Annotated in this window: 22 protein-coding genes and 1 pseudogene; 11 read left to right on the top strand and 12 right to left on the bottom strand. The window is 62.6% G+C overall.

Annotated elements, in window-relative coordinates; genetic code table 11:
• The 3 genes from IQ25_RS16615 to IQ25_RS16605 all read right to left on the bottom strand — a co-directional run.
• Positions 1-253 (bottom strand): transposase (locus tag IQ25_RS16615; protein WP_144907385.1); only part of this gene is annotated, 253 nt, incomplete at its 3' end.
• A 241-nt stretch (positions 254-494) separates the two neighbouring features.
• On the bottom strand, positions 495-1,850 hold the full coding sequence (locus tag IQ25_RS16610; protein ID WP_144907384.1) for an ABC1 kinase family protein: 1,356 nt from the start codon (positions 1,848-1,850) through the stop codon (positions 495-497).
• Positions 1,847-2,209, bottom strand: coding sequence for a thiol-disulfide oxidoreductase DCC family protein (locus IQ25_RS16605; RefSeq protein WP_144907383.1), 363 nt, complete (start codon positions 2,207-2,209; stop codon positions 1,847-1,849). Before IQ25_RS16605 ends, IQ25_RS16610 begins: the two co-directional genes overlap by 4 nt.
• 201 nt (positions 2,210-2,410) lie before the next feature.
• On the opposite strand from IQ25_RS16605, the gene IQ25_RS16600 reads away from it, so the two are divergent.
• The 6 genes from IQ25_RS16600 (at position 2,411) to IQ25_RS16575 (ending at position 8,237) form a co-directional block, all read left to right on the top strand.
• Positions 2,411-3,631 carry an amidohydrolase family protein gene (locus IQ25_RS16600; RefSeq protein WP_144907382.1) on the top strand — a complete coding sequence of 407 codons (1,221 nt, stop codon included), beginning with the start codon at positions 2,411-2,413 and terminating at the stop codon, positions 3,629-3,631.
• Entirely contained in the window at positions 3,628-5,124 is a 1,497-nt protein-coding gene (locus IQ25_RS16595; RefSeq protein ID WP_144907381.1) for a bifunctional 3-(3-hydroxy-phenyl)propionate/3-hydroxycinnamic acid hydroxylase, read from the top strand. Before IQ25_RS16600 ends, IQ25_RS16595 begins: the two co-directional genes overlap by 4 nt.
• Complete coding sequence (locus tag IQ25_RS16590) at positions 5,121-5,549, top strand: GlcG/HbpS family heme-binding protein (RefSeq protein WP_144907380.1); 429 nt, start codon at positions 5,121-5,123, stop codon at positions 5,547-5,549. The genes IQ25_RS16595 and IQ25_RS16590 overlap by 4 nt, the downstream gene beginning before the upstream one ends.
• Entirely contained in the window at positions 5,546-6,448 is a 903-nt protein-coding gene (locus IQ25_RS16585) for a VOC family protein (protein WP_144907379.1), read from the top strand. The genes IQ25_RS16590 and IQ25_RS16585 overlap by 4 nt, the downstream gene beginning before the upstream one ends.
• A 110-nt stretch (positions 6,449-6,558) precedes the next feature.
• Positions 6,559-7,392: a fumarylacetoacetate hydrolase family protein gene (locus IQ25_RS16580; protein WP_144907378.1), complete on the top strand. Its 834-nt coding sequence runs from the start codon at positions 6,559-6,561 to the stop codon at positions 7,390-7,392.
• Complete coding sequence (locus IQ25_RS16575; RefSeq protein WP_144907377.1) at positions 7,389-8,237, top strand: alpha/beta hydrolase; 849 nt, start codon at positions 7,389-7,391, stop codon at positions 8,235-8,237. Before IQ25_RS16580 ends, IQ25_RS16575 begins: the two co-directional genes overlap by 4 nt.
• On the opposite strand, the gene trhO is transcribed toward IQ25_RS16575, so the two are convergent.
• From trhO to maiA, 3 genes are all read right to left on the bottom strand, one after another.
• Complete coding sequence (gene trhO, locus IQ25_RS16570) at positions 8,224-9,162, bottom strand: oxygen-dependent tRNA uridine(34) hydroxylase TrhO (protein WP_144907376.1); 939 nt, start codon at positions 9,160-9,162, stop codon at positions 8,224-8,226. The two genes, IQ25_RS16575 and trhO, sit on opposite strands and share 14 nt — an antisense overlap.
• A 65-nt stretch (positions 9,163-9,227) precedes the next feature.
• Entirely contained in the window at positions 9,228-10,412 is a 1,185-nt protein-coding gene (locus tag IQ25_RS16565; protein WP_144907375.1) for an acyl-CoA dehydrogenase, read from the bottom strand.
• Positions 10,413-10,646: 234 nt separating this feature from the next.
• Positions 10,647-11,291, bottom strand: a complete 645-nt coding sequence (gene maiA / locus IQ25_RS16560) for a maleylacetoacetate isomerase (RefSeq protein WP_144907399.1) — start codon at positions 11,289-11,291, stop codon at positions 10,647-10,649.
• An 84-nt stretch (positions 11,292-11,375) separates the two neighbouring features.
• Between maiA and IQ25_RS16555 the strand changes: the two genes are divergently transcribed.
• Positions 11,376-12,551, top strand: coding sequence for an aminotransferase class I/II-fold pyridoxal phosphate-dependent enzyme (locus IQ25_RS16555; protein WP_181447266.1), 1,176 nt, complete (start codon positions 11,376-11,378; stop codon positions 12,549-12,551).
• A 7-nt stretch (positions 12,552-12,558) separates the two neighbouring features.
• Here the strand turns inward: IQ25_RS16555 and IQ25_RS16550 are convergent, their stop codons facing one another.
• On the bottom strand, positions 12,559-14,322 hold the full coding sequence (locus tag IQ25_RS16550) for an SLC13 family permease (RefSeq protein ID WP_144907374.1): 1,764 nt from the start codon (positions 14,320-14,322) through the stop codon (positions 12,559-12,561).
• A 37-nt stretch (positions 14,323-14,359) separates the two neighbouring features.
• On the bottom strand, positions 14,360-14,938 hold the full coding sequence (locus IQ25_RS16545) for a hypothetical protein (RefSeq protein ID WP_246415802.1): 579 nt from the start codon (positions 14,936-14,938) through the stop codon (positions 14,360-14,362).
• Positions 14,939-15,378: 440 nt separating this feature from the next.
• Here IQ25_RS16545 and IQ25_RS16540 point away from each other — a divergent pair.
• The 3 genes and pseudogenes from IQ25_RS16540 to IQ25_RS16530 all read left to right on the top strand — a co-directional run.
• Positions 15,379-15,732 (top strand): annotated as a pseudogene (locus IQ25_RS16540) (IS3 family transposase); the annotation flags it as partial.
• A gap of 100 nt (positions 15,733-15,832) precedes the next feature.
• Positions 15,833-16,021: a DUF6771 family protein gene (locus tag IQ25_RS21450; protein WP_144907373.1), complete on the top strand. Its 189-nt coding sequence runs from the start codon at positions 15,833-15,835 to the stop codon at positions 16,019-16,021.
• A 189-nt stretch (positions 16,022-16,210) separates the two neighbouring features.
• Complete coding sequence (locus tag IQ25_RS16530; RefSeq protein ID WP_258537057.1) at positions 16,211-16,648, top strand: thermonuclease family protein; 438 nt, start codon at positions 16,211-16,213, stop codon at positions 16,646-16,648.
• Positions 16,649-16,661: 13 nt separating this feature from the next.
• Here IQ25_RS16530 and IQ25_RS21445 read toward each other — a convergent pair whose 3' ends face one another.
• Positions 16,662-16,853, bottom strand: a complete 192-nt coding sequence (locus tag IQ25_RS21445) for a hypothetical protein (protein WP_338112229.1) — start codon at positions 16,851-16,853, stop codon at positions 16,662-16,664.
• A 720-nt stretch (positions 16,854-17,573) separates the two neighbouring features.
• Between IQ25_RS21445 and IQ25_RS16520 the strand changes: the two genes are divergently transcribed.
• Positions 17,574-18,092, top strand: coding sequence for a hypothetical protein (locus tag IQ25_RS16520; RefSeq protein WP_258537056.1), 519 nt, complete (start codon positions 17,574-17,576; stop codon positions 18,090-18,092).
• Positions 18,093-18,146: 54 nt separating this feature from the next.
• Here IQ25_RS16520 and IQ25_RS16515 read toward each other — a convergent pair whose 3' ends face one another.
• The 3 genes from IQ25_RS16515 to IQ25_RS16505 form a co-directional block, all read right to left on the bottom strand.
• On the bottom strand, positions 18,147-18,632 hold the full coding sequence (locus tag IQ25_RS16515) for a MucR family transcriptional regulator (protein ID WP_144907372.1): 486 nt from the start codon (positions 18,630-18,632) through the stop codon (positions 18,147-18,149).
• 446 nt (positions 18,633-19,078) lie between these two features.
• Positions 19,079-19,426 (bottom strand): hypothetical protein, encoded by a 348-nt coding sequence (locus IQ25_RS16510; protein ID WP_144907371.1) that lies wholly within the window; start codon positions 19,424-19,426, stop codon positions 19,079-19,081.
• Between the two features lie 156 nt (positions 19,427-19,582).
• Positions 19,583-19,981 (bottom strand): hypothetical protein, encoded by a 399-nt coding sequence (locus tag IQ25_RS16505; RefSeq protein WP_144907370.1) that lies wholly within the window; start codon positions 19,979-19,981, stop codon positions 19,583-19,585.
• Positions 19,982-20,171: the final 190 nt, after the last annotated feature.

Here is a 20,171-nt window from a genome sequence, read left to right as displayed (position 1 = left end):
CCTTGATCTGGAATTCCGTTGCTTCGTCTGACAACGAATAGAGCGCCTGCAGCACCAGGATTTTGAACATCAGGACCGGGTCGAACGGTGGTCGGCCGCCCTTGCCACGGACGCTACGGCGCAGAGCGGCAATCAAGGGACCACGGAATACCTCAAAGTCGATCACCCCAGCCAAACGCTCAAGCGGATCACCCGCTGCGCTCAAGGCCTCGTACCGGTCCGAAAGATCAAAGAAACCGGGCTGTCCCGCCATCATCGCCTCCGCTCATCCACAAAGGCAGTGAATCACTCAGTGGCCCTCAACGCCAGAGGTTTTTCGAGGCATCCAGGTCATGAATTTACGAAGGATAATTTCGAATCAGGCTCTTAGGCCCAGGACCCGTTATTCGCGCCTTCGAGGCGCTGGGACGGCTGGCTGCCCTCTCCAGGCGGATTTCTGTTCGAGATCTATATGGATGAAGGGACGACGGAATTCTCGGTAGGCTGTTCCGTCGCTAACCGACTGCGCGACGAAGCGTGGCCTGTGGCGGTTCACCGTCACCGATCGCTTCGGCCACCATTTCGCGCAAAGGCAGCTGCGCCTTCATGCGGATCGCCAGCAGCGCCGTGCCGCTGACCTTGCGCTGCACGAATAGCGTGTCGACCGGCGGAATGTGCCAGGAAGCGCGGTCCGCTGCCACCGTCTCGGCCTCGGCGCGCACCTGCTCAACAAACGAGCGGTCGGCAAAATCGAACAGGCCAGGCTTTCCGAGGTGCCCGATCAGCACGTCGAGCATCCGGTCAAACGCCGCGCCATGCCGCGCAACCTGTTGCTCCGAAACGAAACCCACATCGACCAGTGCCGCCCGCAAGGCCTCGCGATCTTCGGCAAGCCCCGCCCGCAGCATCCGCCGGTAAGCCTGCGCCGTCTCAACCGGAACGTCCCGCGCCGCGCCGAAATCCAGCAACACCAGCTTGCCGGTCTCGGGTTGCCAGCGGAAATTGGCGAAGTTGGGGTCGGTCTGCATGAATCCGAACGAAAACAGTTCGCGCAAGGTGAGCCCGAGCAGCGCCGCCATCGCCTTGTTGCGCATCTCGCCAGGAGCAGAGAGGAGGGACTCGATGGGGCGCGCCTCGATGAAGTCCATCGCGAGGACATTCTTGCCCGAGAGGGGGGCATAGGGGCGAGGGACCAGAAAAGCGTCCTCGCCAGACAGCATCCTGCCATAGCTTTGCATCATCTCTGCCTCGCGGAGATAGTCCGACTCCTCGTGGAGTTGCCGTTTTGCCTCGGAGAGTAGGAGATTCACATCAAGCCCTTGCGGCAGCAGTCCAGAGACCCGCAGCAGCGTCGCCACATTGTCGACATCGGCGTCGATGCTGGATGCGATGCCGGGATATTGTACCTTTATTGCAAGCACTTGACCATCGGGCAGCACGGCCTTGTGGACCTGTCCGATCGAAGCGGCAGCGATAGGCTGCGCCCCGAAACCGCGAAATTTCGTGCGCCACCCCGCGCCCCACTGCGCATTCAACACTTTCTCGAGCTGGGCAGGGGGCATGTAGTGCGCAGAGTCCCGCAAACGCGCCAGAATCTCGGTCAATTCGCGCGGCAGGACGTCGCCTGCATCGAGCGAGATCATCTGCCCAAGCTTCATCGCTGCGCCGCGCAGGCGCGATAGCTGGTCGGCAACTCTCGTGGCATTTCCGGGGGTTAGGAGCAGCTCGGACAGCTTCGGCGCTTCCCCCCGCGCCAGCCTCCGCGCCCCTTCGCCCAGCACGTTGGCCGCAACGCCCCCAGCCAACTGGCCGAATGCGGCAAAACGCGACAGCCGCGCCGTTGGCACCTTGCGATAACGCGATCCGCTCATCTAACAAGCCTTTGCAATCTTGGGCGAATCTTGAGAAATGCGCGATAGGCGCCTTCGAGCAAAAGTTCGACCGGGCGCCAACGTGCCAGCATCCCCAGCCAGCGCAAGGCAGGAACCGCCCGCCACATCGCCGCAAAGGCCGCCGCGCCCGAAAGGATCCGTCCACCTTCCGACACATGGAAGCGCGAAAGCGCCGTTTCGCGATCCACTGGGCACGGCATGCAAGGGTCTGCAATATCGACAAAATCGATCGCACCCCCGCGGTCCAACCGCCGCATCGCCGCAATCTCGCGCGAGCAGAGCGGACAGGCCCCGTCGTACCAGACGGTGACTTGCTCAGGTGTTGAAGCGCTTGCCATGACATCGGTATGGCCCCGCAAGGGTCCATGCGAGACCTGCCATTTGGGGAAGCCTTCTACATTCCTACATTTTACATAAGATAAATTATCGGTTCTAATGGCGTGGATCCATAGGTCTTCCCTATGCTATCATCGCAGAACAATACTTTTCCTGAGAGGTTAGCCCCGCTACTCCGGCTGCCGGAAAGTGGGAGAACTGCCATGACGACGCTCATCCGCAACGTGCGGATTTTCGATGGCGAACAAAGTCTTGCAGGCCTCGGTTCAGTGCTTGTCGAAGACGGCCGGATCAAGACCATTGCCGACTCGGCAGACGGACTGGATGGCGCGGGCGCCGCAACCGTCGTCGAAGGCGCAGGACGCACGCTGATGCCCGGTTTGGTCGAAGCCCATGCTCACCTTACCTGGGGCTCCTCGGTCGAGAAGATCTACCACCAGTTCATCCTTCCGCCCGAGGAACTGAAGATTGCCGCGTGGCGCAACGCGCGCGTGCTGCTCGATCATGGCTTTACCAGCGCCTATTCGGCAGGGGCTCTGGGCGATGGCATCGAAGTGGAGCTGGCCAGGGCGATCGACGCCGGGGAAACGCCCGGACCGCGCCTGATCCCCTCCACGCTCGAGCGCAGCCCGGAAGGGGCCGAGGGTGTAGAAACCGGCGACGTGTTCAACGGGCGCGGGCCGGAAGCCATCCGGAAATTCGTCGCCTACTGCAAGGATCAGGGCATCGGCTCGCTCAAGCTCGTCGTCTCGGGCGAGGATGCGCTGAAGCCGGGCTCGGCGCAGGAAGTGCTCTACACTGACGAGGAAATGGTAGCAGCAGGGCAGGCAGCGCGAGAGGCCGGGCTCTGGATCGCCACGCACGCTTATTACCCCAAGGCCATCGAGCTTGCTCTCAAGGCCGGTGCGCGGATCATCTATCACGCCTCCTATGCCGACGAGGCTGCAGTCGACGCGATGATCGCAGCCAGGGGCACCACGTTCTATGCTCCCTCGCCCGGCGTCTCGATCGCCGCGCTCGAAGCCACCCCGCCGCCGCACATCGACATGAGCCACATGAAGAAGAGCGCGGCCGAGCGGATGGAGCTCGAGAGCAAGCTCGTCCCCGCGCTCAAGGCGCGCGGCATGCGCATCCTGATCGGCGGGGACTACGGCTTCCCGTTCAATCCCAACGGCCGAAACGCGCGCGATCTCGAGATCTTCGTCGATCACTTCGGCTATACGCCAGCCGAGGCCCTCAAGGCCGCCACCGCACTTGGCGGCGAACTGATGGGGCTGGACGTCGGTCGCGTGAAGGAGGGCTGGCTCGCTGATCTAATCCTTGTCGATGGCGATCCGACGCAGGACGTGCGCATCCTGCAGGACAAGGACAAGCTTGCCATGATCATGAAGGGCGGCGCTCTCCACAAGGCCCCCGCCGCATGATCGATGTTGCGATCATCGGTTGCGGTCCTGTGGGAGCTATGGCGGCCAACCTGCTCGGAAGACACGGTCTTTCGGTGACGGTGCTCGAAAAGAAGACCGACCACTACCCGCTGCCGCGCGCCGTGCATCTCGATCATGAGATGATGCGCCTGTTCCAGACGGCGGGCGTGATCGACCGCGTCCTGCCGGACATGGTGGCGACGGATGGGCATCTGCACATCGGCGCGGACCACGGCGTGATCCGTTACATGGGCACGGTCGGCAAGCCCAAGCCGTTCGGCTGGTCGAACGACTACTTCTTCTACCAGCCCGAGTTCGAGGCGCACCTTCGCGCGGCCTTTGCCGACAATGGCGATATCACGCTGGTCACGGGGGCGGAGTTCACCGCGCTGGAGCAGGACGCCAATGGCGTCACGATCCGCTACGACCATGATGGCGAGGCCCGCGAGTTGCGTGCGCGCTGGGTGATCGCAGCCGATGGCTCGCGCAGTCCAGTCCGCAAGGCGCTGGGCGTGAAGCTCGATGACCTCGATTTCGAGGAGCCCTGGCTGGTCGTCGATGCCGAAGTCGAAGGACCGGTCACCTTCCCGCCCCTGACCGGCGTCCCCGAGGGCGCGGACCTGCAGCGCCTGTCGGTGATGATGTGCGATCCGGCCCGTCCGGCCACGGTCGTTCCCGGCCGTCGGAACCATCGCCGCTGGGAGTTCATGCTCCTGCCGCACGAAGATGATGCGGAGATGATGCGCGGGGAGAACGTCGCCGCGCTCGTCGGGGCATGGATGAAGGATGTTCCGCACCGGATCGTGCGCGCCGCGACCTACCGCTTCCACGGGTTGGTGGCCGAGCAATGGCAGGTCGGCCGGGTGTTCCTGGCAGGCGATGCCGCGCATCAGACGCCGCCGTTCTTCGGCCAGGGCATGTGCCATGGCCTGCGCGACGTGGCCAACCTTGCGTGGAAGATGGCAGCGATCGCCAGTGACGGCGCGGACGAAGCGATCCTTTCCACCTACCAGCCCGAGCGCGACCCTCATGTGCGCGGCGTGATCGGCGCGGCGGTAGCGGCAGGCCGCTACATCTGCGAACTCGATCCTGCCAAGGCCGCAGAGCGCGACGCGAGCATCCGCGCGCAGGCGGCGCAGAAAGTCGGGGAGACTGCGGCTGACCTGATCCCGGCAATCAGCACCGGTTTCATCGCGGCCGGCACGCCCGGCTCGGGCGAGCGTTTCATCCAGCCCATCCTGGCCGACGGGCGCAAGCTCGACGATCTGGTCGGACAGGGCTGGCGGTTGTTCGCGCGCGGCAGCGGTGCCGAAGGTGCGATCGCCGCGGAGGACCTGCCCGACAATGGCGCGGTGCTGGCATGGCTTGATGCGCGTGGCGCAGATGCCGTACTGGTGCGCCCCGATCACTGCGTGTTCGGCACCGGCAATGCAGCCGACCTGCTGGCCGCGCGCGATGCGCTGCTCGGCTTCAGGCAGGAGATCGCGGCATGAGCCTGACACTCAGTTCCGCACAGACTATCGTTGCCACCGCGCTGGCCGAAGCGCGTTCCCGCAAGGCAAAGCCGCTCGCGGTGATCGTGCTCGATGCAGGCGGCCACCCGGTTGCCTTTGCCCGCGAGGACGGCGCGAGCCTGTTCCGTCACGATATCGCCCGCGCCAAGGCGATGGGTGCGCTCGGCATGGGCGATGATACCCGCGTGCTGGCCGAACGCGCCAAGGGCAATCCGGCGTTCTTCCAGAGCGTCAGCGTTGCGGTCGGCGGCAATATCGCCTTCTCGCCCGGCGGCGTGCTGATCCGCCATCAGCGCGAAGTTATCGGCGCCGTCGGCATCAGCGGCGATACCGGCGATTGCGACGAGCTCTGCGCGCTGGCAGGCCTCCATGCCGCCGGGTTCAATCTGGAGAATGCCAAGTGAAGCTGCGCAGCATCGAAATTGCCCTGCCCGATCCTGCCGCAGCGGCGGCCTGGATGACAGGCGTCTGGGGCCTCTCGCCTGCCGAATTGCGCGGGGGAGGGCATTACCTGCGCGGCACCGGGAGCTTCCCCTATCTCGTCGCCTTCGAGCCATCGGACGAGGAGTTTGTCCGCTCGACCACGTTCGTGTGCAGCGACGAGGAACTGGCCGCGATCAAGTCCCGCGTCACCGAGAAGGGCTGGGCAGCGCGCCCGGTGACCTCTGCCGATCCGGGCGAAGGCCACGGCATCCTCGTCGAACTGCCCGAGGGCACGATCCTGCGCTTCCTTGCGGGCACCAGCGAAGTCGCTCCGATCGAAGGCTTTTCCAAGGCCAGCAAGCGCGTCTCGCCGGTCAAGCTGACTCACGTGGTGTTCAACGCGGTCGATGCCGAGCTACTGGGCCACGCGGTCGAGGACGTGCTCGACTTCCGCGTCTCGGACCGGACGAAGGGCATGGTCTTCGTGCGCTGCAATGACAGCCACCATTCCACCGCCTTTGCCCGCGCAGGATTTGCCAGCCTCAATCACGTTGCCTTCGAGATGGACGATCTCGACGCGGTGATGCGCGGCATTGGCTGGATGCGCGACAACGGCTTTGCCCCCGCCTGGGGTCCGGGCCGCCATGGTCCTGGCGACAACGTCTATGCCTATTACATCGCGCCGTTCGGCCCGGTGATCGAATATTCGACCGCCGTCGAGAAGGTCCCGGCCGACTACCGCACCGGCGAGCCCGACGACTGGACCTGGCCCGAAAACCGCATCGACCAGTGGGGCGTTTCGGACAAGGACTTCGCCGGGCTGCGCGTTGCTGAAGAGCGTTTCCGCTGCCGCCGCGACTGGGAGCCCGCACCGCTTTGACACTCGACCGACGCGGATTTGTCGGCGGCGCTGCCGCTCTTGCACTGGCCCCTTCCAACGGTCACGCATGACACGTCCGCGCACAAGCCCGCTCAGGGGGAGAAAAGACCATGGCCCGTTACATCAGCTTCCGCCGTCCTGACGGCACCCCCAGCTTCGGCCGCCTCGATGGCGAGACCGTGCACGACCTCGGTGCGCAAGGGACTGAGGCATGGCTCAAGGATGCCGTGGCCGGTGACCTGTCGGCGCTTGCTTCGACCGCGACTTACGCCCGCGCCGACGTGCGCCTGCTGCCGCTGATCCCCAACCCGAACAAGATCCTCTGCGTCGGGCTCAACTATGCCACCCACGTCGCCGAGACCGGGCGCGAGCAGAAGGAATTCCCCGCGATCTTTACCCGCTGGGCCGACAGCCTGATCGCCGATGGCGAGCCGCTGGTGCGCCCGCCCGAAACCACCCGCTTCGACTATGAAGGCGAGCTGGCCGTCATCATCGGCAAGGGCGGTCGCCGCATCCCCCGCGCCAAGGCGATGGAGCACGTGGCAGGCTATTCGGTGTTCAACGATGGTTCGGTACGCGATTGGCAGCGCCACAACATCCAGTTCACGCCGGGCAAGAACTTCCCCGGCACCGGCGCTTTCGGCCCTGCCCTCGTAACGCCTGACGAATTGCCCGACTTTGCCAGCCAGCGCGTGCAGACCCGCATCAACGGCCAGCTCGTGCAGGACCAGCCCGTCTCCGACATGATCTGGGACGTCGCCTTCATCATCGAATACTGCTCGACCTTCACCACCCTCGAACCGGGCGACGTGATCGCCACCGGCACGCCCGGCGGCGTCGGCGACAAGCGCACGCCCCCGCTCTACATGAAGGCCGGAGACGTCGCCGAAATCTCCATCGGCAAGGTCGGCACGCTGACCAACCCGGTGATCGACGAGGCATGACACGCGGCGCGATCGCGGCCATGCGCAACACGCTCGGACCGCAAGTGGTCGAGCAGGTCCGCGCGCTGTTCGATGGCGGGCAGCGTGAACTTGCCGCACGCGTGCCGGTCCTCGCCGCCGATTGTGCATATGGTCCGCACGAGCGGCACCGGCTTGATCTCTATCGGACTAGCGAGGCGCCGGGCCTTCCCGTCGTCCTCTTCGTCCATGGCGGCGGCTTCCGTCTGGGCGACAAGGGCGGGGCTGCGAGCGAGGGAGGCTCGTGGCAAAATGCCGCCTTCGCCCGGACGATGGCAGAGGCCGGGTTTCTCGGCGCGGCAATGAACTACCGCCTTCTCCCGCAAGCGCGCTGGCCCGAAGGTGGCGAGGATGTGGTGCTCGCGGTCGAATGGTTGCGTGCCAACGTGGCGGCGCATGGCGGTGATCCGGCACGGATCGTGGTCGCCGGCACTTCGGCAGGCGCGGTGCACATCGCTTCAGCGCTTAAGCTGCGGCCGGATCTGGCACTGGCAGGGGCCGTGCTGTTGTCAGGCCTCTATGGTTACACGCCGCTCGATGAGCGCGACGAGCCCTATTACGGCCCGAATGCGGATTACCCGGAGCGCATGCCGCGCGAGGCTGTCGCGTCCACGGCGATCCCGCTGTTCGTCGCCTGCGCGCAATACGATCCACCGCGCTTTCAGTCCGAATTCCTGGGGCTCATGGCCGAGCGGCTCGAACGTCATGGCGCCATGCCGGTCGGCATGATCGTTCCCGGCCACAATCACTATTCCCTGGCGATGCACGTAGGCACCTCGGACCGCCGCCTCGCCGACGAGATCGTGGATTTCGTCAGTTCGTGCTGAGCACCGCGCCGATGTGACTGGTGCCGCGTGCGCGGGCCAGCTTCTCCTGTCGGTCCCGCTCCCGCGCCGAGGCACGCTGCTCGTCGGTGCGCTCGTGATAGCAGTCAGCGCATGATACGCCCTCTTCGTACAGGGCGTGGCCCTGCCCATCGGCGCTTACCGGGCGGCGGCAGGCGCGGCACAGCACGTGGCTCCCCTGTACCAGGCCGTGTCCCACTGTCACGCGCTCGTCGAACACGAAGCATTCGCCATGCCACAGGCTCTGCTCCTGCGGCACTTCCTCGAGATACTTCAGGATGCCGCCCTTGAGATGATAGACCTCCTCGACGCCCTCGGCCTTGAGGAACGCGGTCGATTTCTCGCAGCGGATGCCGCCGGTGCAGAACATGGCGACCCTGGGCGCTTTCCCTTCGCCCAGCAGCCGCTCGCGCTCGCGTCGGAACCATTCGGGGAACTCGCGGAAGCTGGCCGTCTGCGGATCGATCGCGCGCTCGAACGTGCCAGCGGCCACCTCGTAGTCGTTGCGCGTATCGATCACGATGGTGTCAGGGGCGGCGATCAGGGCGTTCCAGTCCTGCGGGGCGACATAAGTGCCCACGCTGGCGCGCGGATCGATGTCGGGCTCGCCCATCGTCACGATCTCGCGCTTGATCCGCACCTTCATGCGGTAGAACGGCATGTCCGAGGCGCTGGAATACTTGACGTCGGTCTCGGCGCAATCGGGCTGCGCGCGAATGAAATCGACCACGCGGGCAATCCCTTCCGCGCTCCCGGCAATCGTGCCGTTGATCCCCTCGCGCGCGATCAGCAGCGTCCCCCTGATGCCTTGCGCCCGGCACAGCGCATCGAGAGCATCGCGCAAGACTGCGCAATCGGCGATGACGGCAAAGCGATAAAGCGCAGCAACGGTAACCGGTGATTCCATGGCGCGCGCCATAATCCACGCGCCCCGGATTCACCAGCGTATCGCTACCGGTCAGAACGATTTGGTCAGAACGCAGCGATGCCGGTAATCGCGCGGCCAAGGATCAGCGCGTGGACATCGTGTGTGCCTTCGTAGGTGTTGACCGTTTCGAGGTTCACCATGTGGCGGATCACCTGGTACTCGCCCGAAATGCCATTGCCGCCGTGCATGTCGCGCGCCTGACGGGCTATATCCAGCGCCTTGCCGACATTGTTGCGCTTGACGATGGAGATCATCTCGGGCGCGAACTTGCCCGCGTCCATCAACCGGCCAACCTGCAGCGAGGCATGGAGGCCGAGCGTGATCTCGGTCAGCATGTCTGCCAGCTTCTTCTGGTAAAGCTGCGTTGCGGCAAGCGGGCGGCCGAACTGGTGGCGATCCAGCCCGTACTGCCGCGCGGCGGAATAGCAGAACTCCGCCGCACCAAGCGCACCCCATGAAATGCCGTAGCGCGCGCGATTGAGGCAGCCGAACGGCCCCTTGAGCCCCTGCACGTTGGGCAGGAGCGCATCATCGGGCACGAACACGTCGTCCATCACGATCATGCCGGTGATCGAGGCGCGCAAGGAGACCTTGTTCTCGATCTTGGGTGCCGAAAGGCCCTTCATGCCCTTTTCCAGCACGAAGCCGCGAATGCCGCCATCGTGCGCATCGCTCTTGGCCCAGACGACGAAGACATCGGCGATCGGCGCGTTGGAAATCCACGTCTTGGCGCCGTTGATGATGTATCCGCCATCGACCTTGCGGGCATTGGTCCGCATCCCGCCGGGATCAGACCCGGCATCGGGCTCCGTCAGGCCGAAGCAGCCGATCCATTCGCCCGTAGCCAGCTTCGGCAGATACTTGCGGCGCTGCTCTTCGGATCCATACTCGTAGATCGGGAACATCACGAGGCTCGACTGCACGCTCATCATCGAGCGGTAGCCGGAATCCACCCGCTCCACTTCGCGCGCGACGAGGCCGTAGGACACGTAACCGGCACCAGCACAGCCATAATCCTCGGGCAGCGTCACGCCGAGCAGACCCTGTTCCCCCATCTCGCGGAAGATTGCAGGGTCTGTATGCTCGTTGGCAAAGGCGTCGATCACGCGCGGGGCAAGCCGGTCCTGCGCAAAGGCCCGCGCCGCATCGCGGATCAACCGTTCGTCGTCGCTCAGCAGGCTGTCGAGCCCGAGCGCGTCTTCCCAATCGAACGGTACCATGCCTGCCATTGTCGCTGTCTCCTTTGGCGAGGGTGATTACACCTGCAATCAGTTTGTTCAACCGCCCAAAGGGGACTTTTTGCTTTGGCGCCGGTCCAGCCGCTGAGGAGCGGGTGACCAACTTTTCGCTATCGATCGACTGCCGCCGGGATTCAGGCTTGTGCACTGAAAAGCGCTTAACCATTGGGGTGTGTTTCCCCGGGGAAACATGCCTCAATGGATATCTGATCAACCGTCACAACATCACGCATCGGCGTCGGGTTGATTCTCCGGCCTTGCGGCGGCGAACGCCGGAAGTTTCGCGCAGGCCGCTTCGATCTCGGTTATGCGCCCGAAATCAAAGCGTGCGCCAAAGCGCCGTGCATTGCCAAGCTGCGGCACCAGAAGCACGTCGGCCAGGGTGACTTTGTCACCAAAGCAGAAAGGGCCGGAGTTTTCTGCGATGAGTTCGCTGCAGGCGGCAAGACCCTGCTCGATGACCTGAACCGCCCAGGCGTCGATCGCTGCCTGGTCAAGGCCAGTTTTCTTCAGCATTTTCAGAACCTTGAGGTTCTGCACCGGGTGTATGTCGCACGCAATGACTTGCGCAAACGCCCGCACCTTGGCCCGCTCAAGAGGCTCGGCCGGGAGAAGCGGCGGATCGGGATGCAGTTCGTCAAGGTATTCGATGATCGCAAGGCTTTGCGTGAGCAAGTCATCGCCGACTTCGAGTGCGGGGACGAAACCTTGCGGGTTCAGGGCCAGATAATCGCTGGCACGTTGATCGCCTGCGCGCAGATCATGCGCTTTACCCTCCCATTCGAGGCCCTTCAGCCCCAGTGCGATCCGTACGCGCCACGATGCCGTGGAGCGCCAATAGCCGTGAAGTATCAGTGGTTCGCACGCCATGTCGATCATCCCGAATGCCCGCGTGACCGTAACCGCAGCGCTTGCCATTGCAAGCGAAGGCTTGCCCCGGTTAGGATCCCGCCGATGACGACAGCAACTTCGCGCCTTCACCCGACCTACGCCCGGATGCCGGTCACGATCTTCGAGCACATGTCGGGCCTCGCCCGCGAATTGGGTGCGATCAACCTCGGCCAGGGGTTTCCTGATGGCGCACCTCCTCAGGCACTGCTCGAAGCGCTGGCAAGAGCGTCGGCGGAACGGTCGCACCAGTATCCGCCGATGGCGGGCTTCCCCGAACTGCGCAAGGCCGTGGCGGGCTTCTACGAACGTACCCAAGGGCTTGAGCTGACGCCTGAAAACGTCATCGTGACGTCCGGGGCGACCGAAGCCGTTGCCTCGGCGATCCTAACGGTCGTCTCGCAAGGGGACGAGGTCCTGTTGTTTGCGCCGGCCTACGACGCCTATGCTCCCCTCGTGCGGCGAGCAGGCGGCGTGCCGGTGTTCTTGGCGCTGCAGGCGCCGGACTGGCGCTACGAACGCTCTGCAATCGAGGCAGCGATTACCCCACGCACACGCGCGCTGGTTCTGAACGATCCGCTGAACCCGACAGGCACGGTCGCCTCCCCTGAGGATCTGGCAATGATTGCCGGGGTCTGCCGGACCCATGACCTCTTCGCCATTTGCGACGAGGTGTGGGAGAATGTCCGCTTCGACGGGCGTGCCCACGCATCGCTGCTGGCGCAGCCGGGGATGGCGGAGCGGGCGCTGAAGATCGGATCGGCGGGCAAGATCTTTGGCGCAACGGGATGGAAAGTGGGCTGGATCGTTGGCGCGCCGGAGGTGGCCGCGGTCGTCGCGCGAGCGCACCAGTTCCTCACCTTCACCACGCCGCCGATGTTGCAGTTTGCCGTGGCCGAAGCGCTCGATGAGGCGGCCATTGCCAAGGCCTGCACGGCAAGCTGGGAGCAGACGCGGGCGGTCCTGCTGGAAGGTCTGGACCGGGAGGGCTTCGTTACCCTGCCTTCGGCGGCGACATGGTTTTCGTGCATCGACCTGCCCGCCTCCGGCATCCCGCTCGACGATAGGACCTTCAGCGAGCGCGCGGTGCGGGAGGCCTTGGTTACCTCGATTCCGCTGTCTTCGCTGTGGGAAGGTGACCACACGCCCACGCACATCGCGCGCCTTTGCCACTGCAAGCCTGCGCCAATGCTGGAAGATGCGATCTCGCGGCTTGCCCGCTGGCGGGACGGCCTGCGATGAGCCGCGTTTACAGCGGCCAGAACCACAGGACCAACGGCGTCCCGATCAGCACGACCAGCACCGAGAGTGGCGCACCCAAACGCGCGTAATCGCCGAAGCGATACCCGCCTGGACCCAGCACCAGCGTATTGCACTGGTGGCCGATGGGCGTGAGGAAATCGCAGCCCGCACCGATGGCAGTGGCGATCAGGAACGCTTCAGGACGGTAGTGGAGCTGCTCGGCAAAGACGCCCGCAATCGGCGCCATGACCAGCACCGTCGCGGCATTGTTGAGGAACGGGGTGACGGCCATCGCGGCAACGAGGATCAGCGCGACTGCGCCCCATGCCGGAAGCGTGACGGCAAGGTCGGCCAGCACCTTGGCGATCACATCGGATGCGCCGGTAGTCTGCAGGGATTCACTGACTGGAATAAGTGCCGCGAGCATGATCAGGATCGGCCACTCGATCGCCTTGTAGGCAGCGTCGGCAGGCAGCGCTCCGGTGATTACGGTAAGCCCGGCCGCTGCGAAGAAGGCGAGTGCTGCCGGCACGAAGCCGCTGCCCGCGGCGATCATCGCGCCCGCCAGAATGATCAGGGGAAGCCAGCGCGTGCGGGGCGAGCCGAGGCCGATCTTGCGTTCGGCAAGGGGAAGCGCGCCCATTTCCGCGAGCCTCGCAGGCAGGACGTCGAGCTGGCCCTGCAGGACGATGACGTCTCCTGCCTGAAGCACGGTGTTGCCCGGCTTGTTCGCGATGGTCTCACCGCCGCGCGAGATGGCGAGCAGGTTCACGCCGAGCCTGTCGCGCATCTGCAGGCGCCCGGCGGTGCGGCCGATCAGGGCGGAATCGGCATGGATGACCGCTTCGATGACGCCGATGCCATCAGCCTGACCCTTACCGCCCTCGTCTCCGGCCAAGACCAATCTGTCGGCCCCGACAACCTGTTCGAGCCGGTTGGGCTCGCCGCTGAGGATCAGCACATCGCCTTCGTCGATATGGGTTTCGGGTGAGACCGCGCCGCGCATGTCGCCGCGCAGGAGGCCCGCGACCTCGATTTCCCCTTCGTGCCGCGCAACGAAGTCTGCCAACGACAGGCCGACGACGGGCGAACCTTCGCTGACTGTTGCCTCGATCACGTAGGCGGAGATGTTGATGGCCTCGGACATGCCTTGTGCGGCCTGCCGGTCGGTCGGCAGCAGACGCCAGCCTACGGACAGGAACACAAGCCCCACGGCCAGAAGCGCGAGGCCGGTAGGAAGATAATCGAACATGCGGAAGGGCTCGCCGGTCATCTCCTCGCGCACGCGGCTGACGATGATGTTGGGCGACGTGCCGATCAGCGTGGTGAGGCCGCCGAGCAGCGAGGCAAAGGCCATCGGCATGAGATAGAGCGAAGGCGAGGCCTTGTTGCGCCGCGCCATCTGCACGGCTCCGGGCATCAGCATCGCCAGCGCGCCGACATTCTTGATGAAGCCCGACGACAGGCCGACGGCTGTCGACAGCGCCAGCATCTGCCCTTGCGGGCTGCGGATGCGCTGGGCGAGCGATTGCAGAACGCTTTCGATCATGCCCGAGCGCTGGACCGCAGCCGAAAGCACCAGGGCGGAACCCACGATAACGACGATATCGTCCGAAAAGCCGGTGAAAGCTGCCTTGGGACTGACCACACCAATCGCTATCGCGAACAGCAGCGCAATCACTGCCGTCACGTCGTATCGGAAGCGCCCCCACAGGAACAGCGCCATCATTCCGCCGAGAGTGGCCAGCGAAAGCCATTGGGGCTGTGTCATTGCTGTCTTCAATGTTCAGCGCTGCGGGCAGTTCCCGTCAGCTAAAGCGAAACTCGCCTTGCACCGGTATGGCACGGCGCGCGGGCGGCACCGGTCTCGATTGTGGCAGAAGGCAACGTGCCATGCCTTGCAGCACATAGACCGCATGACGCTGACGACCACGGTTCTCGTGATCGATCGCGTAGCCCTTGTAGCAGCGGCGCACCAGCCCTGCCTCGACCAGCTCCGAAACGGCCCGGCTGAGGTTGGTCTTGCCCGAGGCGCGAACCCTCAGGCGAACCTCGTCCTCGATCGCGGCGGCCGCTTCTGTCGGGTCTTGCGGCATGCGATCTTCGAGGATCAGGTCGGACTTGACCCTTTCGGCAAGGGCAATGCGCCGCGGATCGCGCCCGCCCATCGGGGCCAGACTGTCACAAAGCCAGTCCCGCAAGGTCATCTGCTGGCGCCCGCGCTGGACGAAGGGCCCCGCTTCTCCGCTTGAATCAGCCGCTTCGGCAATCAGGCTAAGCACCATGAAGGCATAGCGCGGGCGCGAACTGGCCTGGGAAAGGCAATCCAGGAGGGAAGACATCGCGCCGGGAGAGGACGGGCCGGGGAGGATCGCGGTCTGGAACATTTGGTGATTCAAGAAAGCACATAACGTGACTCCTGTGAATCCCCTACACTGGCACAACCTTATTATGAGATTTTTCGTTCAGCAAAATCGCGAGATTGATGAACGCGCCTCCTGAGACCTTGAGTTGTACTTCGGCTTTGAGCTCGCCACGGAACAAGCAAGCCACTGGTAAAAAGGATTTTCAGCTGCCAGTGATTTACTGCGACTCAGCCCTGTTTCAACTTCCAGGCAACCTTCTGCAATAGCAGGTGCCAAGGCCTCCCCTTTCAGGTTTCAGCCGAGCCATTCGCAGATGGCGTGCCTGAGCTTTCCTCTACGACCCTACCCTTGGAGGCTGGGCTTGCCGCCTTACAACTGCAACGTCTCGTATTATTCTGTGAAACCCTTGGTGTAGGTGGGTCCAAATTTGGCACCTGTGAAGCCGTGACTGTCGAGTTGGACAGCGCGACGAGCCGATGAAGCCCGAAGTTCGGCGCGTGTTCGACGCCAACTTCGAGGTCTATGTCGTGCGCAAGGTGTGGCGGCAGATGCAGCGCGAAGGCTTCGATATTGCCCGATGCTCGGTGGGGCGGCTGATGCGCGATCTCGGCCGGCAAGGCGTGATCCGGGGTAAGCCAGTGAAGACCACGATCAGCGACAAGGCGGCGGCGTGTCCGCTCGATCAGGTCACCCGCCAGTTCCACGCCCCGGCACCGAACATGCTGTGGGTGTCGGACTTTATCGACGTCGCGACGTGGTCAGGGTTCGTCTACGCGGCCTTCGTGATCGACGCTTGGGCCTGCTATATCTTGGGCTGACGGGTGAGCGGAACGGCGCATGCCAAAGAAGTTGTTGCCCGCGGCGCTGGAGTCGAACGGTATCGCAAATATGTTCTCTTAATATTCCAATGACGTGATGTCTCGCATCAATGATGCACTGATCGTTCAAGCCATTCTGACTGCCCCTGGTTGGGCAAGAGTCGGCATCTCTGACCCCACCCCGTGGATGCGAGAGGATGCTGCTGCCGAACTCGCACGGGCTATCCGGATGCAGGTGGATGCTCCTGAGCAGACAGAAGCGGCGCAGCGTCAGTTGACTCTTTAAAAGCGATCTTGTGGTCACCGTTCTTGTGCCACTTGCCGCAGTTCGCTTGCCAGAGGTGCAGAACTCCATCAGAGGGCCGACATGCTCCACCGAAGATTCAGGCACGGCAGGAAGCGTTCTAACCTGATCAGCTTCGAAGAGGTCAGTCGTCAACGGCGAAAAGCGCAACGATCGAGGGGCAGCGGCCGCGTGACAATCGTGACAGGAATGTTGGCGGCGGCACTGTTGGGAGCCGTAGGCCTATTTGCCAGTAACGCCGTCCCCAAGCTTGCCTCTGCTGTAGGCTGGGCGAGGGGAGGGGACTGCACTCTCGTATCAGTGCATGACGGCGACACTATCCGCTGTGACGGGGAGAAGATCCGTCTCGCCAACATCGACGCCCCGGAACTGGAAGGCTCGCCTCGTTGCGAGCAGCTTCGTCATGGCAAGAACCCGAGATGGTGCGATTTTGCGCTCGGCATCAAGTCCAGAGATGCACTCGATGATTTTCTTGTTGCAGGGGCGATCAAGATCGAACGATTGGGCACCGACAGATACGGTCGCACGCTTGCCCGCATCAAGGTTGATGGAAAGGATGCAGGCGACCATCTGATTTCCCTCGGCCTTGCAAAGGCGTGGGTGCAATAACGTCAGGCGACGGTCAGCTTGTTTCGTCGCGTGTCGGATTGTCGAACCACTGTGCGTACGGTGTGTTGCGGACAATTCGCCGGTTGAGATCCGGCACGCCATCGTCCCACCAGACGGGGCCACGCTCGCCCAGTGCACGTTTCGCAGCACCGACAGCTTTACGTGCGGAAGCTTCGGCGGCCTTATTCCCTGCTTTGTAGGCCATTCCCACTGCGCGTCTGGCTGACATGAGTTGGCTGACAAGTTGACCACGTAGCTCTGGGGTCAGTGCTGGATTTGCCATTCGCCAAAGGCGGCCGCGGACAACGAAGTAACGCCCGTCAGGCGTTACGGCATAGCTCAGGGGCGGCCTAGGCGTATCGGGCATGATGGCGGCGACCAGCCGCAAGGAATGGATGAATTTGCATTCGCACAGAATGCGCGCGCTTGTTCTGCCGTTCCGACATGAACCGCTTTTGGACCTCAGGACCGAAAGCAGGACCGGATCCTGCTTCATGGGCTACGAGCTGAGTCAACTGGCGCGATGTCAGGCTCCGCTGCCAGCGGCAATGAGCAAAAACTGCAACCATGCAGACTTCTTTCGCACTTGCAGCATTTGGTGGAGCGACCCATATCAGCATTGCCTTTCAGGCATCCTCTCCCAAACTTTCCAAGGCTGGCCTACGGGCCGGCCTTTATTTGCGCGCTAATGGGCGCAGGAACACGCCGCCTCAATTTGCTGTCACTAATGACACTTCGGCTCAGCGGGCGAGATGTCACTAATGACAAAGCGCAGGTCGCGCGACATGGGGGATTCACATGATTCACCTTTTGTGCTCAATACTGATCCATGGAGCATTCGACGCACAAACCAGGCCTGGGCGGCATTTACGCACTGCTGTCGCAAGCATCGAGCAGACCTCGCTACGCGTTTCTTGTCCTGCAATTGATCGCTGAGCTTGCCGACGAGCGCGGCCACGCCGGGCCGTTCGTCAAATGCGAGGGCAGACCGGTCTTGCTGCGTGAATGGCTGTGCGAACAGCTCCTGCCGATGAGCGAGCGGCCTGGTCGTCGAGCCTCCCTGCGGCGACGGGTCGAAGGAGAGCTCGCGGGATCGCTTTCAGGCAATGCTGAATTGGATGCGCAGCGCATCGAGCAGGCCGTTGACGAGCAGGTGCGAGCCATCGGCCGTGCCAACGTCAGTCGCGCTGTCTCAGAGCTGGTGAAAGCCGGGATCGTAAGCCGGTTCTATCAGGGCTATGCCACCAATCATGCCCACCAAGGGGGAGGGCGCAATGTGGTCTACGTTGTCAAACCCGAAGTCCTGCAACTTCTCCCCAAGGCGCGGTCAGAGACTATCGGTGTGGCATCGTCGATCGCTGCGCCTTCAGTTGCCCCAATCCTTGTGCGGGTCCCACAGCGGAAGCGGGGAGGGGCAGGGCAGGGGGACCTGTTTGCAGCCTGATGTCCTCTTGCGGGAAACACGGTGGTGCTTCCCGCAAGATGACGATCTGCAAACTCAGGCGTCGGCTGCAGCAGCCTCCACTGGTGCTTTGCGCGCCCGCTTTGCTGGCGCGGCCTTTACCGCCTGCGTTGCACCAGGCTTGCGTCCAAGACCGATCTTCTTGGCCAGGTTGCGGCGAGTCTCTGCATAGGCCGGTGCCACCATCGGGTAATCGGCCGGCAGGTTCCAGCGCGCGCGGTACTGCTCTGGAGTCATATTGTAATGCGTCATCAAGTGCCGCTTGAGCATCTTGAGCTTCTTGCCGTCTTCAAGGCAAACGATGTAGTCGTGCTTGATCGAAGCACGGACTGAAACTGCCGGTTCCGGGCGTACCTCTTCGACTTCGACGGGCTGATCAAGGCCAGCAAGGGCCCCGTAGACATTCGAAATGAGCGTAGGAAGATCGCCAACAGCCACGCTGTTGTTGCTGACATGTGCGGCAACAATATCAGAGGTTAAGGCAATAAGTGTTTCCCGCGTGGCGGTAAAATCATCGGACATTTAAATAGTGACTCCAGATCTGCTTTTTGAATTGAAGATGTAATACTACGCTGAAAATCTGGAATATGCCAGTACGCATCAATATCTCTTCCAAACATCCTCAAAGATCTGGCTGTGATGCGATCACGAGGAACTGTGGGTGTTGAGTCTTGTCCGCCAACAATTTCCCATTGGGGTGGCCTAGGTCTGGTTGGTGCTGATGCTTCAGCAACGGGGAAAAAGGAGTCCACCAATGCCCAATAGCAATGGCGAGGGTGGCTTTGCCCTTTGTCCCAAGTTTATTTTCCAGTGGCGTTGCCTGTCGGGAGACCGGTAGGTAGCGGGCCGATGAAGTCCGCCCGTCTGTAGCCTTGGCGGTGCGGACTTCACCCTAACCTTGCCCATTGCGCGTTGCCGAACACTGGGACGCGTGCCTTGTTACTACTTCTGCAGGTATATAAGGCCCATTAGCCTTTAGTCCCTGATGGGAAAAGCGCGTTGGCGAAGTTGGTGGCTGCTTTTTCGCAATCTTTTTCTCGAATGTCTCTCTTAAGATTTTCGAGAAGATTAATGAAGTACTCTTCAGAAGTCTCTCGCAAGATGCGCAACACCATTTCTTTGGTATTGTAATGGGACAGTGCGTCCAAATGTTCTGAGCTAAGAAAGCGCCTTTCACTTATGTTTTTTGAGGCAGCATAGCCTGCTGGCAGATTGGGAGCTTCCGCAGCGCCTGCGGAAGCAGCTTCAAGAGGCGCTTCCTTATCAAAACCTGCATTGGAGCGCGCTTTACGACGCACTGTCTTTTCGTTTTCCATTTGTCACTCCAATCTGCCTCGGAGAGATCCGCTCGTGGTATGAGCAATCTCGAAAGGCAAAAATCACCATTGCGGCACGCTTCGATCGTTCTGTCACGATGGGCGGCGCGCAGTGTCTAATGACGCTTTCCGAATTCTCAGATGCAGCTGCAGTAGTCAGGTTGTGGAAGCCCGAAACATCTGCGCTATCAGGTCAGCTGGGCGGAAACGCTGTATGATTTGCAGCCAGCCAAGCATCACAAAGGCAGCGCTCTCGTCTGCGTCTTCGAGGCAAAAGTAGGGATCGTTTCCGACGATCTCTCTATAGCAAACGTTGTCTATGAGCCAATGGAAGGCCTTTGAACGCTCCCCACACAAATCGATCAAGACCGCGAGGATCTGGATGAGCGTCAGCAGTCGGTCCGTGCTTGCATCCGTATAGTGCATGTTCGGGCCTATACCGAGCATACCCGGAAGGATGTTGCCGCCGGCAAACTCCTTGATGGCAAAATGCTGGAAGTCGTCGAGCAGGTTTAGCTGCTCAGTCGTAAGCTCGCGGTCGATCGTTTCGCTCATGCAAGCCTCCCAGTCGCGGCGGAGGGCAGACCTGCTTCAGAGAATGAGGCGAGGTTGGCCGCAGCAAAAGGGCTCCCCGCTGATGTAGATAGATTGAACTGTGAAGGCATTACCGGCGCTCCTTTTTCCGAAAGAGGCGCCGGTCGAGCCGGGTGTTGGAAACCTGACGAACGACAGGCGCATGCGCCTT

Origin of the sequence: Novosphingobium taihuense, assembly GCF_007830315.1 — a bacterium.
Taxonomy (GTDB): domain Bacteria; phylum Pseudomonadota; class Alphaproteobacteria; order Sphingomonadales; family Sphingomonadaceae; genus Novosphingobium; species Novosphingobium taihuense.
This window is presented reverse-complemented; position numbering and strand designations above follow the sequence as displayed.

Coding starts and splice junctions, on each gene's coding strand:
- IQ25_RS16505 (WP_144907370.1), bottom strand. CDS start 19,981: ATGAGCGAAACGATCGACCGCGAGCTTACGACTGAGCAGCTAAACCTG.
- IQ25_RS16595 (WP_144907381.1), top strand. CDS start 3,628: ATGATCGATGTTGCGATCATCGGTTGCGGTCCTGTGGGAGCTATGGCG.
- IQ25_RS16565 (WP_144907375.1), bottom strand. CDS start 10,412: ATGGCAGGCATGGTACCGTTCGATTGGGAAGACGCGCTCGGGCTCGAC.
- IQ25_RS16590 (WP_144907380.1), top strand. CDS start 5,121: ATGAGCCTGACACTCAGTTCCGCACAGACTATCGTTGCCACCGCGCTG.
- IQ25_RS21450 (WP_144907373.1), top strand. CDS start 15,833: ATGTCTCGCATCAATGATGCACTGATCGTTCAAGCCATTCTGACTGCC.
- IQ25_RS21445 (WP_338112229.1), bottom strand. CDS start 16,853: ATGGCCTACAAAGCAGGGAATAAGGCCGCCGAAGCTTCCGCACGTAAA.
- IQ25_RS16555 (WP_181447266.1), top strand. CDS start 11,376: ATGACGACAGCAACTTCGCGCCTTCACCCGACCTACGCCCGGATGCCG.
- IQ25_RS16605 (WP_144907383.1), bottom strand. CDS start 2,209: ATGGCAAGCGCTTCAACACCTGAGCAAGTCACCGTCTGGTACGACGGG.
- trhO (WP_144907376.1), bottom strand. CDS start 9,162: ATGGAATCACCGGTTACCGTTGCTGCGCTTTATCGCTTTGCCGTCATC.
- IQ25_RS16510 (WP_144907371.1), bottom strand. CDS start 19,426: ATGGAAAACGAAAAGACAGTGCGTCGTAAAGCGCGCTCCAATGCAGGT.
- IQ25_RS16545 (WP_246415802.1), bottom strand. CDS start 14,938: ATGTTCCAGACCGCGATCCTCCCCGGCCCGTCCTCTCCCGGCGCGATG.
- IQ25_RS16600 (WP_144907382.1), top strand. CDS start 2,411: ATGACGACGCTCATCCGCAACGTGCGGATTTTCGATGGCGAACAAAGT.
- IQ25_RS16610 (WP_144907384.1), bottom strand. CDS start 1,850: ATGAGCGGATCGCGTTATCGCAAGGTGCCAACGGCGCGGCTGTCGCGT.
- IQ25_RS16550 (WP_144907374.1), bottom strand. CDS start 14,322: ATGACACAGCCCCAATGGCTTTCGCTGGCCACTCTCGGCGGAATGATG.
- IQ25_RS16575 (WP_144907377.1), top strand. CDS start 7,389: ATGACACGCGGCGCGATCGCGGCCATGCGCAACACGCTCGGACCGCAA.
- IQ25_RS16515 (WP_144907372.1), bottom strand. CDS start 18,632: ATGTCCGATGATTTTACCGCCACGCGGGAAACACTTATTGCCTTAACC.
- IQ25_RS16580 (WP_144907378.1), top strand. CDS start 6,559: ATGGCCCGTTACATCAGCTTCCGCCGTCCTGACGGCACCCCCAGCTTC.
- maiA (WP_144907399.1), bottom strand. CDS start 11,291: ATGGCGTGCGAACCACTGATACTTCACGGCTATTGGCGCTCCACGGCA.